The sequence below is a fragment of the Planococcus sp. VCh962 genome, from assembly GCF_057748275.1.
On the sequence record NZ_JBYLHS010000007.1, the window covers coordinates 198,609 to 213,253 of the forward strand.

At 42.8% G+C, this 14,645-nt stretch carries 11 protein-coding genes and 17 tRNA genes; 4 read left to right on the top strand and 24 right to left on the bottom strand.

What is annotated here, in order from left to right; all coding sequences use genetic code 11:
• Nucleotides 1-26 precede the first annotated feature (26 nt).
• Nucleotides 27-689, top strand: a complete 663-nt coding sequence (locus AC3AQ9_RS16935) for a B3/B4 domain-containing protein (protein WP_488308665.1) — start codon at nucleotides 27-29, stop codon at nucleotides 687-689.
• Nucleotides 690-767: 78 nt separating this feature from the next.
• Nucleotides 768-1,811, top strand: a complete 1,044-nt coding sequence (locus AC3AQ9_RS16940) for a C45 family autoproteolytic acyltransferase/hydrolase (protein WP_488308666.1) — start codon at nucleotides 768-770, stop codon at nucleotides 1,809-1,811.
• A gap of 33 nt (nucleotides 1,812-1,844) precedes the next feature.
• Here the strand turns inward: AC3AQ9_RS16940 and AC3AQ9_RS16945 are convergent, their stop codons facing one another.
• Nucleotides 1,845-2,903 (bottom strand): C45 family autoproteolytic acyltransferase/hydrolase, encoded by a 1,059-nt coding sequence (locus tag AC3AQ9_RS16945; protein ID WP_488308667.1) that lies wholly within the window; start codon nucleotides 2,901-2,903, stop codon nucleotides 1,845-1,847.
• Between the two features lie 107 nt (nucleotides 2,904-3,010).
• Between AC3AQ9_RS16945 and AC3AQ9_RS16950 the strand changes: the two genes are divergently transcribed.
• Nucleotides 3,011-3,970, top strand: coding sequence for an AAA family ATPase (locus AC3AQ9_RS16950; protein WP_488308668.1), 960 nt, complete (start codon nucleotides 3,011-3,013; stop codon nucleotides 3,968-3,970).
• A gap of 98 nt (nucleotides 3,971-4,068) precedes the next feature.
• On the opposite strand, the gene solA is transcribed toward AC3AQ9_RS16950, so the two are convergent.
• The 3 genes from solA to AC3AQ9_RS16965 all read right to left on the bottom strand — a co-directional run bounded on the left by solA (nucleotide 4,069) and on the right by AC3AQ9_RS16965 (nucleotide 8,425).
• Nucleotides 4,069-5,220, bottom strand: a complete 1,152-nt coding sequence (gene solA, locus AC3AQ9_RS16955) for an N-methyl-L-tryptophan oxidase (protein ID WP_488308669.1) — start codon at nucleotides 5,218-5,220, stop codon at nucleotides 4,069-4,071.
• A gap of 86 nt (nucleotides 5,221-5,306) precedes the next feature.
• Nucleotides 5,307-5,687, bottom strand: a complete 381-nt coding sequence (locus tag AC3AQ9_RS16960; RefSeq protein ID WP_488308670.1) for a VOC family protein — start codon at nucleotides 5,685-5,687, stop codon at nucleotides 5,307-5,309.
• A 74-nt stretch (nucleotides 5,688-5,761) separates the two neighbouring features.
• Entirely contained in the window at nucleotides 5,762-8,425 is a 2,664-nt protein-coding gene (locus tag AC3AQ9_RS16965) for a cation-transporting P-type ATPase (RefSeq protein WP_488308671.1), read from the bottom strand.
• A gap of 463 nt (nucleotides 8,426-8,888) precedes the next feature.
• On the opposite strand from AC3AQ9_RS16965, the gene AC3AQ9_RS16970 reads away from it, so the two are divergent.
• The gene (locus AC3AQ9_RS16970; RefSeq protein ID WP_488308672.1) at nucleotides 8,889-9,422 is read left to right on the top strand and encodes a hypothetical protein; all 534 of its coding nucleotides are present in this window, start codon (nucleotides 8,889-8,891) and stop codon (nucleotides 9,420-9,422) included.
• A gap of 278 nt (nucleotides 9,423-9,700) precedes the next feature.
• Here the strand turns inward: AC3AQ9_RS16970 and AC3AQ9_RS16975 are convergent.
• From AC3AQ9_RS16975 to AC3AQ9_RS17070, 20 genes are all read right to left on the bottom strand, one after another.
• Nucleotides 9,701-9,784: transfer RNA gene (locus AC3AQ9_RS16975), tRNA-Leu, on the bottom strand.
• A gap of 110 nt (nucleotides 9,785-9,894) precedes the next feature.
• Nucleotides 9,895-10,893 (bottom strand): inorganic phosphate transporter, encoded by a 999-nt coding sequence (locus AC3AQ9_RS16980; protein ID WP_488308673.1) that lies wholly within the window; start codon nucleotides 10,891-10,893, stop codon nucleotides 9,895-9,897.
• Between the two features lie 15 nt (nucleotides 10,894-10,908).
• A complete protein-coding gene (locus AC3AQ9_RS16985) occupies nucleotides 10,909-11,526 on the bottom strand; it encodes a DUF47 domain-containing protein (RefSeq protein WP_488308674.1) in 618 nt (205 codons plus the stop codon).
• Nucleotides 11,527-11,698: 172 nt separating this feature from the next.
• Nucleotides 11,699-12,943, bottom strand: a complete 1,245-nt coding sequence (locus tag AC3AQ9_RS16990; protein ID WP_488308675.1) for a metal-dependent hydrolase family protein — start codon at nucleotides 12,941-12,943, stop codon at nucleotides 11,699-11,701.
• Nucleotides 12,944-13,120: 177 nt separating this feature from the next.
• Nucleotides 13,121-13,204 (bottom strand) — tRNA-Leu (locus AC3AQ9_RS16995).
• Between the two features lie 9 nt (nucleotides 13,205-13,213).
• A tRNA-Cys gene (locus AC3AQ9_RS17000) sits at nucleotides 13,214-13,287 on the bottom strand.
• Between the two features lie 9 nt (nucleotides 13,288-13,296).
• Nucleotides 13,297-13,371: transfer RNA gene (locus AC3AQ9_RS17005), tRNA-Gly, on the bottom strand.
• A gap of 5 nt (nucleotides 13,372-13,376) precedes the next feature.
• A tRNA-Gln gene (locus AC3AQ9_RS17010) sits at nucleotides 13,377-13,448 on the bottom strand.
• 9 nt (nucleotides 13,449-13,457) lie between these two features.
• Nucleotides 13,458-13,533 (bottom strand) — tRNA-His (locus AC3AQ9_RS17015).
• 43 nt (nucleotides 13,534-13,576) lie between these two features.
• Nucleotides 13,577-13,652 (bottom strand) — tRNA-His (locus AC3AQ9_RS17020).
• Between the two features lie 21 nt (nucleotides 13,653-13,673).
• A tRNA-Trp gene (locus tag AC3AQ9_RS17025) sits at nucleotides 13,674-13,747 on the bottom strand.
• A 7-nt stretch (nucleotides 13,748-13,754) separates the two neighbouring features.
• Nucleotides 13,755-13,838: transfer RNA gene (locus tag AC3AQ9_RS17030), tRNA-Tyr, on the bottom strand.
• 1 nt (nucleotide 13,839) lies between these two features.
• Nucleotides 13,840-13,915 (bottom strand) — tRNA-Thr (locus tag AC3AQ9_RS17035).
• 20 nt (nucleotides 13,916-13,935) lie between these two features.
• Nucleotides 13,936-14,011: transfer RNA gene (locus tag AC3AQ9_RS17040), tRNA-Phe, on the bottom strand.
• A gap of 17 nt (nucleotides 14,012-14,028) precedes the next feature.
• A tRNA-Asp gene (locus AC3AQ9_RS17045) sits at nucleotides 14,029-14,104 on the bottom strand.
• 4 nt (nucleotides 14,105-14,108) lie between these two features.
• Nucleotides 14,109-14,185, bottom strand: a tRNA-Met gene (locus AC3AQ9_RS17050).
• Nucleotides 14,186-14,287: 102 nt separating this feature from the next.
• A tRNA-Val gene (locus tag AC3AQ9_RS17055) sits at nucleotides 14,288-14,363 on the bottom strand.
• A gap of 17 nt (nucleotides 14,364-14,380) precedes the next feature.
• Nucleotides 14,381-14,455, bottom strand: a tRNA-Glu gene (locus AC3AQ9_RS17060).
• A gap of 18 nt (nucleotides 14,456-14,473) precedes the next feature.
• Nucleotides 14,474-14,563, bottom strand: a tRNA-Ser gene (locus tag AC3AQ9_RS17065).
• 7 nt (nucleotides 14,564-14,570) lie between these two features.
• A tRNA-Asn gene (locus AC3AQ9_RS17070) sits at nucleotides 14,571-14,645 on the bottom strand.

The window sequence follows — 14,645 nt, forward strand, 5'->3', positions numbered from 1 at the left end:
AACCATCATCTGAAAGGAAGATTGCAATGGAACTGACAATCAATCCTAATATTATTGAAATCCTTCCTGACTTTAAAATAGGAACTATTCATTATAACAATATCACCGTTTCCGATTCACCTCAAATGTTAAAAGGCCGGCTTCAGCTTTTCCAGGAACAATTGTTTTTCGATTTGGATGACAAAGAACTGACCGATTTTCCCGGCCTCTTGGAATGGCAGCTGATCTGGAAAGCTTTTGGCGCTGATCCAAGCCGCTACCGCCCTTCAGCAGAAGCTCTATACCGCCGTATCAAAAAACAAAACTACTTAAAACCGATTCATTCTGCCGTTGATATGAACAGTTTTCTGTCACTGCAATATGAAATTCCGCTCGGCTTATATGATGCCGACAAAATTGAAGGCAATGTTGAAATCGCACTCGGCACTTCTCACGATCAATTTGAAGGATTGAATAACCGAATCAATACCTTAACGAATATTCTCGTTTCGAAAGATTCACAAGGCCCTTTTGGCAGCCCCTATGTCGATTCTAAGCGGACGGCTGTGACGGAAGCCACTCGAAACGCATTACATATCTTTTACTTGCGGCCATCGATGGATAAAGATGTGGCACTGCAGCTGTTGACCGCTGCTTCTAATATGTTTACAGGAATCAATGGAGGAGAAGCGGAAATTCAAGTGGTCTGACTTCCTAGGCATATTCTTTTCTATTTTACGCAGGATGCAGTAAACTCTTGTTAATCTGAGAGAAAAGAAGGTCTTCAAGTGAAACGAGTGCATAGTGATATTATTCAATTCCGGGGAAGCCATTATGATTTTGGTTATATGCAAGGGCAACGGCTGAAAGATTCGATTCTTTTGCCGAACCGCCGCAAACAAAGGAATTCAACTAGCAAAAGCTTACTGATAAACGAACAGCAAGCCATAGAGATGCTATTGGATTATGCTCCAAGAATTTGGGAAGAAATTAACGGCTTGGCCGACAGCCTCGAATGGGATATGCATGATGCCATCCGGGAATTCGGCGGCTATTATTTGGAATACGTGCGCAGCGGCTGTTCCATTTTCACCGGCTCCGATTTTATGGTCCGCAATTACGACAGCGCACCGCAAGGCTATGAAGGCCGTTTTGCCTTATATCAGCCAACAGACGGCGGCTACGCGACAATCGGCCCAACGATGCAAATCACCGGCCGGACCGATGGGTTGAATGAAAAAGGCTTGGCGATGGGATATAACTTCATCAACCGCAGAAACTCTGAAGACGGCTTTATCTGCAATATGATTGGCCGGCTGATTTTGGAGAATTGTGCTTCAATTGAGGAAGCCATCGATTTGCTGAAAGAAATTCCCCACCGACGCTCATTCAGCTACGTTCTTCTTGACCGCAGCGGAAAATCGGTTGTTGTGGAAGCTTCACCACGATCAGTGCTTATCCGTGAATCTGCGGTTTCCACCAATCATTTTGAATTGCTGACGGAAGAAAACCGCTATCAGACAGATGATTCCCGCCGACGGGAACAAACCATGCTCGCTTACCAGAATCTGGCGGATGCCTATAGTGCTTTCCGCTTGCTCAATGATTCCGATAAAGGTGTCTTTTCCAAAAAGTACACCACCGCTTCCGGCACCTTGCATACGGCTTCTTATTTTCCGCATAGCCTCGAAGTCGGATTCGCGATTGGCCCCGATCGCCTCCCACTGATGTTCGATTTTGAACGCTGGCTTCAGGGTGAGCGTCTATATGCTAAAAAAGTCAATGGAAAAATAGATACTCACTTGCCATTTGTCCATATGGCTGAAATGTAACACAGCACCCACTGTTAAAGTAGGTGCTGTTTTTCATTTGTATACGTAGTTTTTGTCCATATGGGCAAAGCCAATGTCGGTATCGATCTCCCCGTATATTTTTTCCATTGTGAGCTTCGTTCCTTGCAGCCAATCGCCAAAATCAAAAACAACCGGCTCCTGATTGCCTCCGATTGAAAACCACATCTGCTTATTCTTAGGCAAATAAACCGATGTATGGATTGTGCCAGCCCAGCTCTTATAATCCAATGAAAACACACCTTTACCCGGATCAGTAAAGAGCTTATATGCTTTATAAGCGTCTGTTGTCTGATCAGGCTGTGTCTCGATTGCACTCAACCGCTGATAGGAATCTTTTAAGTAATTGCGGTTTTCAACAGTCTGGATTTCGAAATGGTTGGTGCAAACATTCGTTTGCCGTACGTCAACCGCTCTTGGACTTGCTTCAATGACAAAGGTCCCGCCGCTAGTATCCGTGACTACATAACTAAAAGAGCCCCGGTGCGGAATTTCTTTCACTAACTCCACTGCTTCCTGTATCGTCGCACATGTCTCCAGTATGATGCGGCCAATCATATAACAAACAAAACCGTCGCCAGGCTTTTTGCGGTGGGTGAAGTTATAGCCCATTGCCAGACCTTTTTCGTTCATGCCGTCCATACGCCCGATAATCCGTGATGTCGGCCCAATGACCGCATATCCGCCATCTGTTGGCTGGAACAGACTGAAACGCCCTTCGTAGGTTTGCGGATGAAAATCATAATTCCGTACCATGAAACCATCTCCGGTAACAATGGAGCAGCCTGAAGGCATGGCATCGATCCGATAGCCTCCAAAATCACGCAGGATCTCTTCCAGCGGCAATTCCAGGCTGTCACGCAAACCATTCAATTCTTGCCATATACCTGGTGCAAAACGTTTAAAAGCATCATGGGTTTCCTCCACATCGATTTTAAATCTCGGGCGTTTCACTTTCCACTGTTTTCTTCGGTTTTCAAGCGTAATCGAATCTTTCAAAAGCTGCCCTTGCATCCAGCCAAAATCATAATGCGTCCCTCTAAATTGCAGGATGTCGCTATGTATTTGTTTCATATGTGCCCTCCTCAGTCCATTTCACTGTAATCACTTTATGATATTCAGTTATTATAACAAGTAAGGAGAGTGTTCTAACAGAAATACGGTTTGAGAGGAGTGAGAACATGCCCCACTTTAAAATGCTGATTGGCCTTCCAGGCAGCGGGAAATCAACTTATGCAAGAAGAATGGTAGAAATCGAATCAGGCTGGGTCCATCTGTCGTCAGATCGCATCGCCCAAAGCAAATTTGAAATCGGGCAACCCGTCAATCATCGCGAAGTGTTTGAAGAAATGTACCAACAGACCGTTTCTTCTCTTGGGGCCGGCCACCACGTCATTTACGATGCCACCAACTTGGCTTCTTCAAAAAGGAAAAGCTTCCTGAATCGGATCCAAAAATTTGAAGCCGAAACAGAGGCAGTTGTATTCTTTACTCCTTATGAAATGCTGAAACAACGAAATCGGAAGAGAAATGAACGAGAACATGTGCCGGAAGCAATTCTCGAACGCTATATCCGGTCTTTCCATTTCCCAAGAAAAGATGAGAAGTTTAATAAAGTCAGCATCATATCCGATTTCCAGCCTTCTTTGGCGCCCATCGATATCCAAACAATCCGGCAGCTTATCCAAAAAGAAACCGTGTCTTTTCAAGAAATTTTGACATTATATGCATCATTTGAAGAAACCAAAGCGCTCATCAACCAGGAAGAAATGAACGAAATCGTTGATCGCATGTATAAATTGTTCAAACAAGTCCAGCTCGAAATCCAAGACCCCCAAGAACGGGAAATTTTGTCTTGGGTTGCACTGCTTCATGATATCGGTAAGCCTTATGTCCGAAAACGATTGCCAATTGAAAAGGATAATTTTTACGGCCACGGCCATGTCTCGATGTACCTGTCCTATCCCATTCTTTCTTCCCTCCAATACGCAGAACCGTTCATTTTTGATGTACTTCTGCTAATTGATGAACATAGAGAAGCATCAGCGATGAAGCGCGGGAAAATAAAGCGCAGAATCGGGAAAGAAAATTTCGGACGGCTCCAGTTTCTACTGGAAAAGATGAAAGATCCAGTAGAATAAAACCGCAATACAGGATAATAGTATACATTCTATTGGCTTAACTTCTTTGCTTGCAGGTGTATTGAATGCATTTCTAAAATACGGCTGATGAAAAAGGATCAATTCCTGGGTGGTTTATTAATTGAAAATCTTTTAATAGCGAAAGGGCTAATATCGAGTGTAGATTGACGTTTTTCTGTTGCCAACTCACTTAGAATTTCCCCAACGGCACTGCTGAATTTAAATCCATGGCCCGAAAATCCACAGGCAAGAACGATATGTTCATAATCAGGATGTTGATCAATAATGAAATCCTGATCTGGAGTGTTTGTATAAGTACACGGCTTACCGGAATGATGTTGGCCAACCTTAGGCATATACCGCTTTGCAAAACGGCTGACATCCTCTTTGTCTTGTTTATAAGTTCCAAATGCTTCCGGAGGTTTGCGCATATCTCGTGGACGTCCACCATCATGCCTGCCGATTTTAACACCTGTTCTGTTAATGCTTGGAAAACCGTAATACATCTCTGAAGGCAGTTCAACAGTAAAAGCAGGAAAACGATTGGCAGGATAAATGTTTTCATCTGTTTCAAACCAGGAAAAAGTAGTTCTTAGCTCTTGCAAAGGCAATTCTAAACCAATCAATGAAAGCAGCTTTCTGGCTGCAGCACCTGGTGTGACAATTAGTGAATCTGCTGTAAAACTTTCATCTGCTGCTGCCACCTGGACATGGTCATCAAAAATGGAAATGGAAGTGACAGGGGTATTAACTTTTAGGACAGCACCGTGTTTTAATGCCCCTGTTTTAAATGCTCTAATGCAGTTTTCACTCATCAATACACCTGAATCCAATTCATGGCAGCCTATATAGCCTTCAGGTATTTGGAAGCCTTCCCACTTTTGGTTGATTTCCTCTGCTGTTAATTGCTCAACATTCAATGAATATCTTTCTGCACTCTTGAGAACGTTTTGAATAAAAATGGAATTTGGTTGTGCAATATTAATGACTCCCGTTTTTATAAATAGTTCTTCATCTGACAGTTCTTGAAGCTCATTCCACAAGGTCTGTGCCCGCAGAGCCATCTCCACATAGCTTTCTCCTTCCCCATAAGCATGTCGAATGATACGAGTGCTTCCATGATGAGAGCCTTCTGTATGTGGCGGATCATACGAATCGAGCAATAATACCCACTTTCCCTTTTTTGCTAAATAATAGCCCGCTGCCATGCCCATTGAGCCAGCGCCTACAATAATTACGTCATAATTCATACAATGACCTCCTGCAATTAATTTCTTCTATAATATAAGACATACGAATAAAGAGATATCCTTTCAAAATGAATCCCAGTGAATACTTAATTATAATTAGAAATTTCGATAAGATTTCCGTCAGGATCTCTAAGGTAGACGGATGAAATCGAAGCCGTTGCTCCCGTCCTTTTAACTGGGCCTTCTTCGATTTTGACGTGGCAATCTTTTAAATGCTGAATAACTTTGGGGAGAGGAATATCCGTTATAAAACAAAGATCGGCACTTCCAGGCAAAGGAGTCTTAGCTTTCGGCTCAAATTCATTTCCAGCTTCATGCAAATTGATTTTCTGATTTCCAAACTTCAATGCCTTTCTATTATCCCCGAATGCATTGATTTCCATTCCCAAAACCCGATGGTAAAACTTACATGTATCTTCAATGCTCGTTACAGTTAAGACCAAATGATCGAGCCGGTTGATTTTCATGTCCCGTATCCCCTTTCGCTTGTTCTTCACCAGTTATTATTACTTTAATTTACGTCGTTCAGATACTTCAGTTCTTATGATGATGCCGTAAAAAATTTGCGGACTACCCATTTTTCCAGTTCTACAATAACAAACACACTACTACCAATAATCAGAGGCCATGTCCAATGTTCTACTGTAAGTGTTGCGGTTCCCAATAAAACATTCATAAAAGGAACGTAAGTGACTGCTAACTGCACAGCGATTAAAATGCCGGATACCAAAAAAGCGGCTTTATTCGAAAAGAAATCCCGGTTTAATGCAAACCCTTTTTCGTTTCTACAATTAAATAAATACAGCAACTGAGAAATCACCAATGCTTGCAGCGCCATTGTATGCAGGATGGCTGTATCATAGTTCTCATCCCTTACTTCCGCCAGCATAAATAATATCCCTCCGCAGATCACGACAGAAACAAAGGCGATACGAAAAAGGTAATAACGGCTCAATAGCTTCGTGTCCGGCTTTCGGGGCGGCCTTTTCATAGCACCGGGCTCCAGTTTTTCAAAAGCGAGCGCCATGGAAATCGTGACAGCTGAAATCATATTGACCCATAAGATCTGCACGGGAGTCAATGGCATCACTGTTCCGAACAAGATACTGACAAAAATTAAAAAGCCTTCCGCCATATTGGTCGGCAAGATAAACAAAATCGTCTTTTTCAAGTTATCGTAAACACGCCTGCCTTCTTTGACCGCTTTGACAATCGTATTAAAATTATCATCCACCAGAACCATCTCTGCTGCCTCTTTTGATACTTCCGTCCCTTTGATGCCCATCGCCACACCAATATCGGCCCTTTTTAAAGCCGGTGCATCGTTTACTCCATCTCCAGTCATCGCACAAATACGCCCAGCAGCTTGAAGGGCTCGAACCAATTGAAATTTGTTGTCCGGGCTGGTCCGAGCAAAAATATCGTATTTCAATGCAGCCTCAGCCAATTCCTCTTCCCCCATCCGGTCCAAGTCTTTGCCTTCTAATGCAAGGCCATTTCCGCCGATGCCCATTTTAGCGCCTATTGCCATTGCTGTATCTTTATGGTCGCCCGTAATCATTTTGACCCGGATCCCCGCTTTTTTACATTGCTGGATAGAGTCGATGACTTCTTCGCGCGGCGGATCAATAATTCCTGCCAGGCCGATTATTTCAAATCCGGTATCCATGTCGGCGTGGCTAATGCTCTTGACAGAAAAATCAACCGGTTTTACAGCAGCTGCTATTAACCGTTCTCCTTTTTTCGCATGTTCCTGTATTTTCTTTTGCCAGCTCATCCATCGTTCAGTTCCTGCTTCTAATTCTGCCATGTTAAAGATTTGTTCAGGAGCTCCTTTCGCAAAAATGATTTTCCCCCCATTCACCTCTACGAGTGAAGCCATGTACTTATACGACGAATCAAATGGAACTTTAGATAAACTTTTCAGTTTATCGACCCTTTCATCCGCTTTTTCTGCCAAAGTGATGAGACAACCTTCCGTAGCATCCCCACTGATAACCCAGTGGCCTTGCTCATTGCATGTTAAATCTGCTTCATTGACTGTTTTAACGCAAGCTAAGAACTGCTTTAATGCTGGAAACTCTGCAAGACGAGCTTCTTGATGATTCATTAAAATGGTGCCTTCCGGAGAATAACCTGTGCCCGTCACTACAAATTCTTCGTCCTCCAGTAAAATCGATGTGACGGTCATTTCATTTTTAGTCAGCGTGCCGGTTTTATCAGAACAAATAACCGAGACGGCACCTAAGGTTTCGACGGAAGGCAAACTGCGGACTATCGCATTCTCTCCCGCCATCCTTTGTACACCAATTGCCAGTATGATCGACAGGACTGCTGGCAGCCCTTCGGGAATCGCTGCCACTGTTAAACCGATAATTGACAGCAGCAATTCTGCTGTTCCATAATTATGAAAAATATAACCGATAAAGAACATCACAACTGCACTTATCAAGATAATAGCGGAAATAACTTTACCAAATTCAGAAATCTGTCTAAGTAATGGTGTTTGCAACTGATCCACATCGGAAATAGAGGCATTGATTTTCCCCAATTCCGTGTTATTGCCAATTTCAACTACCATTCCAAGACCTGAACCTGAAGAAATGGAAGTGCCAGCATATATCATGTTTCGCCGGTCAGCCAGAACTGTCTCTTTTGGCAAAGCTTTGCTAATTTTTTCTATCGATTCTGATTCTCCTGTTAAAGACGATTCTTCTACATTCAAGTTGACTGCTTCGAAAATACGAATATCTGCAGGGATTTTATCTCCTGCACTTAAAACAACGATATCCCCTGATACAAGATCAGCAGAACGAATGACCACTCTTGTACCGTTCCGCACCACTGTTGCTTTTAAGGACAGCATTTCCCGTATGCCTTCCAATGCCTTTTCCGCTTTTCTTTCTTGGATAAACCCGATGGTTGCATTGATTACAATGACCAGCAAAATGACTAATGTATCAAGATAATGCCCCAGTAGAATGGTGATAATCGCCGCGCCCATTAAAACGTAAATCAATACATCTTTAAAATGTTTGATAAAGCGCAAAATAGCTGGTTCTTTTTTCGGTTCCGGAAGCACATTCAATCCTGATTCCCTGCTCCTCATTGCAGCTTCTTCTTCTGTCAAACCTTTGTTTTCATCTGTCTGCAACGTTTCGATAACTTCATTCAACGTAAGTTGATGCCAGTTTATTGTTGGCATGGAACCGCCCCTTTCAGCCTTTCCATTTTCTCTAAATGAATTAATTTCCAATCTCTCAAAATTCATCCTGGAACTTATTAAGGTATTCAATACTTTTTACCGCTAACACCTCAGTGATCCAATCAATTAATCTTCATTTTTCATCTCCCTACTGCCTTTTTTTCATCTCTTGATTATTACTTCAACTTCTGCTCATTGCATTCCTTTCAATCCTGTAGATATAACAAGACAATATTCTGTAATTCCTGTTTGCCTTCTTCGTCTTTTTCTTTTATCAGTTCCTTATTTTCGTTTTGACGAAAATAGCAGATCAATAAAAAACATTGCAAAAAGAATAGTCTAAAATATTCTGATTATTCGCAAAATTATATTGCATTTTTAGTTATCAGGTATATAATGAAGGTGAAAAAATAACATTAATTTATTGATACATATATCAAATATTTATCAAGGAGGAAGTACAATGAAAAGGCTTCTTGTCGCCCTCATGGTCGCTTTTCTCAGCCTGTCTGCCATGTCAACGGTCAGTGCACATCCACACCACCACGATGACGATGACGGCGATTACAAGTACAGCGTTCGGAAGGAGTTAGCCATCAGCAAGAGAGCACTTAAGAAGTATCGGGACATTGAAGTCGCACTCGATGAAGGTTTCACTGGATTAAAACCTGGGCACTGTGTACCTAATATGGGCATTCACTTGATGAAACCGAGCCGAGCAGATGATGCAAAACTTCATATCAGAAAACCTGAAATCTTGGTGTATGAACCATTGAAAGACGGAAGCTATAAGCTAGTCGCCGCTGAATGGTATGTACCGGCAGAAGAAACTGATGAAACACCAGTATTATTCAACCAGAAATTCCAAGGGCCAATGGATAACCATGATGGCTCTAAAGGCCAGCACTACGACTTACACGCATGGCTCTTCAAAGAGAATCCAGACGGAATGTTTAAACCGGAGAACAAACGCGTAAGCTGTAAATATGCTAAATAACAGGGTAAGATCCATCACGAAAAAAGCCAGTGCAGAAGTGTAATTTTTCTGCACCGGCTTTTCTGAATGAAGAACTAAAAAATAGTAAATACAGTTTCCATATATCGTCCTTCAGCTATACTTATTCCTATACCCAAAACCATTAAAAGAAGCTTCATTTAGAAACAACACAGGCATAAACAGCTAACTTCTTTTATAAACACAAAAAAGCCCCTGTTCTGAGTATTTCAGAACAGGGGCTTTCTAAAGTCCATCACTTGGCAATGCGATGGAATAGATACCGGCGGTCGGGGTCGAACCGACACTCCCGTGAAGGAACGGGATTTTGAGTCCCGCGCGTCTGCCAATTCCGCCACGCCGGCATGTCAAAAAGGACATTAATAAATATAACATACATGAGTTAAAACGCCAATAGTTTTTCACGATAATATTAATAAAAAGAACTTTGAAATTCAAAGTTCTTTTTATTGTCTTATAGGAAAGGATTAAGAAGGAAGTAAAAAGCAGCAGCCAACAATGCAGAAATCGGCATTGTGATAACCCATGTGATCAGCATCGTTTGTGCCGTTCCCCATTTAACACCTTTAAGCCGGTGGGCAGCTCCTACACCCATAATAGATGAAGAAATGACATGTGTAGTACTGACTGGCAAATGGATGAACGTCGCACCGAAGATAACCGCAGCACCGGTAATATCCGCTGCTACGCCATTAACCGGACGTATTTTCATAATCTTGCCGCCAACTGTTTTAATGATTCTCCAGCCGCCTACTGATGTCCCTAGAGCCATCGCAAGCGCACACACGAACTGTACCCAGAATTGAATGTCATCAGAAGACTGATAACCATTTACAATCAAAGCCATTGTTATGATCCCCATTGCTTTTTGGGCATCATTTGTACCGTGTGAAAAAGATTGCAAAGCCGCAGTCGCGATTTGGACAAAGCGGAAATTCCGATTAGTTCTGGTGAGATTGTGGTTTCTAAACACCACTTTAAAAATGCTGTAGACGATATAACCGGCAACAAACGCTAAAATTGGTGAAAAAATCAATGCTTGAAGAATTTTTAAGAACCCTGCATAATTCAGTGCTGTAAAGCCAGCTGCTGCAATGGCTGCTCCCGCAATAGAGCCAATTAATGCATGGGAAGAACTACTTGGTATGCCATAATACCAAGTAATCAGGTTCCAGACAATTGCAGCCAGCAAGGCTGCAAGAATAATGACTGTCCCGTTATTCAAAGTGAACGGATCCACAATGTCTTTCGTGATTGTTTTAGCAACGCCAGTAAATGCCATAGCTCCTACGAAGTTCATGATAGCAGCCAGTAAAATGGCATGGCGCGGTTTCAGTGCTTTTGTTGAAACCGAAGTAGCGATTGAATTGGCTGTATCATGAAATCCGTTAATGAAGTCAAAGACTACAGCAAAAACGACAATTAATACCGTTAAAAGCAGAACCATATCCATGAGTCATCTTGCTCCTTAAGCGTTTTTCATTATTATTGATTCGAATGTATTAGCTACCTTTTGGCAATGGTCTGCAATTTCTTCTAATTCTTCATATATTTCTTTGTATTGCATGATGCGAATCGGATCTTTTTCCGTTTGGAATAAATGCTTGATGGCGTGGCGTCTAGTGACATCACATTTCGATTCGTAGTCTTTAATTTTTATTGCATGCTCTCTCATTGCAGGCAATTTTTTAGAAGACATCAAATCTACTGCAGTTTCGATTTCGATTGTGCTTAAACGAATCGCTTCAACAAATTCCAGCATAAATTCATCGGCATTAACAATGGAATACATTTCAAACATGGAAGCTGTGTGATCCAAGCCGTCCAAAACATCATCCATATTCATTGCAAGCGACAAGATATCCTCCCGCTCAATCGGTGTAATGAAAGCTTGGTTCAAATCCTGGATAACTGTATGAACGTAATTGTCACCTTTGGTTTCATAATCCTTCATCGTGTTAGAGAAAATTTTCAAGTCGCTGATTTCTCTTAGCTTATAATCTGCAAAATAAGCAGCACTTTCTTTTAAATTCAATGCGATTTCACTTAACAAAACTGCAAACTTATCTTTCTTTTTGAAAGCCATCTTCTTACCTCCGCTATATTCATAAATTAAATTCTGAGCTTTTTTATAATATACTATTTTACATTAATTTCATACTATATTAATATAAATTTACATTGCTGTAACAATACGAAATTATTCGACAACTGAAAAGCTGCTCTGCGATTCCTTAAAAATTTGGCGAGTGAAATTTTTATGGATTTATGTCCTTTTCAATTACTCCATCTTTAATCACGACCACAATATTTTCTGTATTTTCGAGAGATCGAATATCCTCAAGGGGATTGGCTTTTGTAATGATTAAATCCGCTAACTTTCCTGCTTCGACTGTTCCAATTTGATCGTCCCATCCCAGGCATTCCGCTGCCACTTTAGTACTTGCAACAATGGCCTCTATCGGAGACATTCCAATATCACACATTAGGCCAAGCTCTCGCAAATTGGTTCCATGAGCCATTACCCCTGCATCAGTCCCCATTGCAATTTTCACTCCTGCTTTATAGGCTTTTGCTATACTTTCTTTATGGACCTCCACAATATCACGGGCTTTCTCCACCGCGTATTCCGGCATACTTTCATTTAATTTGCTAGCTTCGACAACTGATACTGGAGCCAGTAAAGTCGGCACTAAATATGTTCCTTTATCAAGCATTAGCTGTATTGCTTCATCGTCTAAAAAAATGCCATGTTCAATAGAATGGATGCCTGCACGTACAGCATTCTTTATGCCTTCAGCTCCTTGAGCATGTGCCATCACTTTTATGCCTCGCCGGAATGTCGCTTCTTCTACAATGACTGACAACTCTTCTTGGGAATACTGCGTGTATTCAGGATGATCTGTCGGACTCATCACTCCTCCTGTCGCATGGACTTTAATCACTTCAGCGCCAGCACGGAGCATTTCTCTGACTCTTTGTCTAACTTGTTCAGGACCATCGCAAATTCCATCTGGCATTCCTGGATAGCTTTTAGGGGTAATGTTCAACCCAGACCTCATCCATGAGTCTCCATGTCCTCCAGTAATCGTTAAAGGATTAATGCTTAGCTGCATCCGGGGACCGGCGACCAAACCTTTTTCTACTGCTTGCTTAATCCCGAAATCCGCAAACCCTGCATCACGCACTGTGGTCACACCGGCATTAAGAGTATTTTTCATATAGCCAATTGCCTCATAAAACTTTAAGGCAAACGGGGTATTTAACGTCTCACGTATATCTTTTATCTGCATGGCGATATGCACATGTGTATCAATTATTCCTGGAAGAATAAAACCGCCCCGGGCATCAATTTCCTCTACTGCCGCTTCAGGTACTTCCATTTCTGAAAGTTTCCCTACCGCTTCTATACGGTTGCCTTTTAATAATACTGCTGCTTCAGCAAGCACTGCACTTCCTGTGCCATCTATTAAATACCCGTTTTTAATCAACTTATAAGCCATGATATTCCCTCCACTCAATAAAATTATCTGAATATTAATAACAATAGCATTAATATTAGAAGATTCAAAGTTCTGAGCGGCTTCATTTTTTATTAAAAGAAGGAACAAAAAAACCACCAATTTTGAAATTAATCAAAATTGGTGGTTCATAAAGGACAGGCAGGTCCTTTTAATAGATACCGGCGGTCGGGGTCGAACCGACACTCCCGTGAAGGAACGGGATTTTGAGTCCCGCGCGTCTGCCAATTCCGCCACGCCGGCAAATCATTATGGAGGCGGCAACCGGACTCGAACCGGTGATAAGGGTGTTGCAGACCCATGCCTTACCACTTGGCTATGCCGCCAAACATACTTGGAGCGGAAGACGGGGGTCGAACCCGCGACCTCCACCTTGGCAAGGTGGCGTTCTACCACTGAACTACTTCCGCAAAAGCTGGGGTACCTGGATTCGAACCAGGGCATGACGGGATCAAAACCCGTTGCCTTACCGCTTGGCTATACCCCAATAACATGATGGGGCGGACGAGGGGAATTGAACCCCCGAATGCCGGAATCACAATCCGGTGCGTTAACCACTTCGCCACGACCGCCACATTATTATAAATATATATGTTATTGATGAAAATGAAAACATGGGGCGGACGAGGGGAATTGAACCCCCGAGTGCCGGAATCACAATCCGGTGCGTTAACCACTTCGCCACGACCGCCATAATATAAATTTAAAAAATTGGCAGGGGCAGTAGGAATCGAACCCACATCGGAGGTTTTGGAGACCTCTGTTCTACCGTTAAACTATGCCCCTATAAAACTGGTGGTGGGGGGCAGATTCGAACTGCCGAACCCGAAGGAGCGGATTTACAGTCCGCCGCGTTTAGCCACTTCGCTACCCCACCATGGTGCCGGAGAAAGGACTTGAACCCTCAACCTACTGATTACAAGTCAGTTGCTCTACCAGTTGAGCTACTCCGGCATGGAGTTTTATTAAAAAAATGGTGGGTCAGGACGGAATCGAACCGCCGACACTTAGAGCTTCAATCTAATGCTCTACCAACTGAGCTACTGACCCACTTTGTTATGTAAAAATGGCGGTCCCGACCGGGATCGAACCGGCGATCTCCTGCGTGACAGGCAGGCATGTTAACCGCTACACCACGGGACCATTTTGGTTGCGGGGGCAGGATTTGAACCTGCGACCTCCGGGTTATGAGCCCGACGAGCTACCGAACTGCTCTACCCCGCGACAATACTAACTATAATTTTTCCTTAACGCTTTCTTCAATAGTCATTATATTATATAGTAGAAACTTTTTAAATGCCTTATTGAAATTATGTATTTAGGAAATGGTGGAGGATGACGGGATCGAACCGCCGACCCTCTGCTTGTAAGGCAGATGCTCTCCCAGCTGAGCTAATCCTCCACATGAAATTTAAAGAATGGTGACCCCTACGGGATTCGAACCCGTGTTACCGCCGTGAAAGGGCGGTGTCTTAACCGCTTGACCAAGGGGCCATAATTGAAGATATCTACTGGCGGAGAGCAAGGGATTCGAACCCTTGAGACGGTTGCCCGCCTACATGATTTCCAATCATGCTCCTTCGGCCACTCGGACAGCTCTCCAAAAGAATGGCTCCGAAGGTAGGATTCGAACCTACGACCATCGCATTAACAGTGCGGTGCTCTACCACTGAGCTACTTCGGA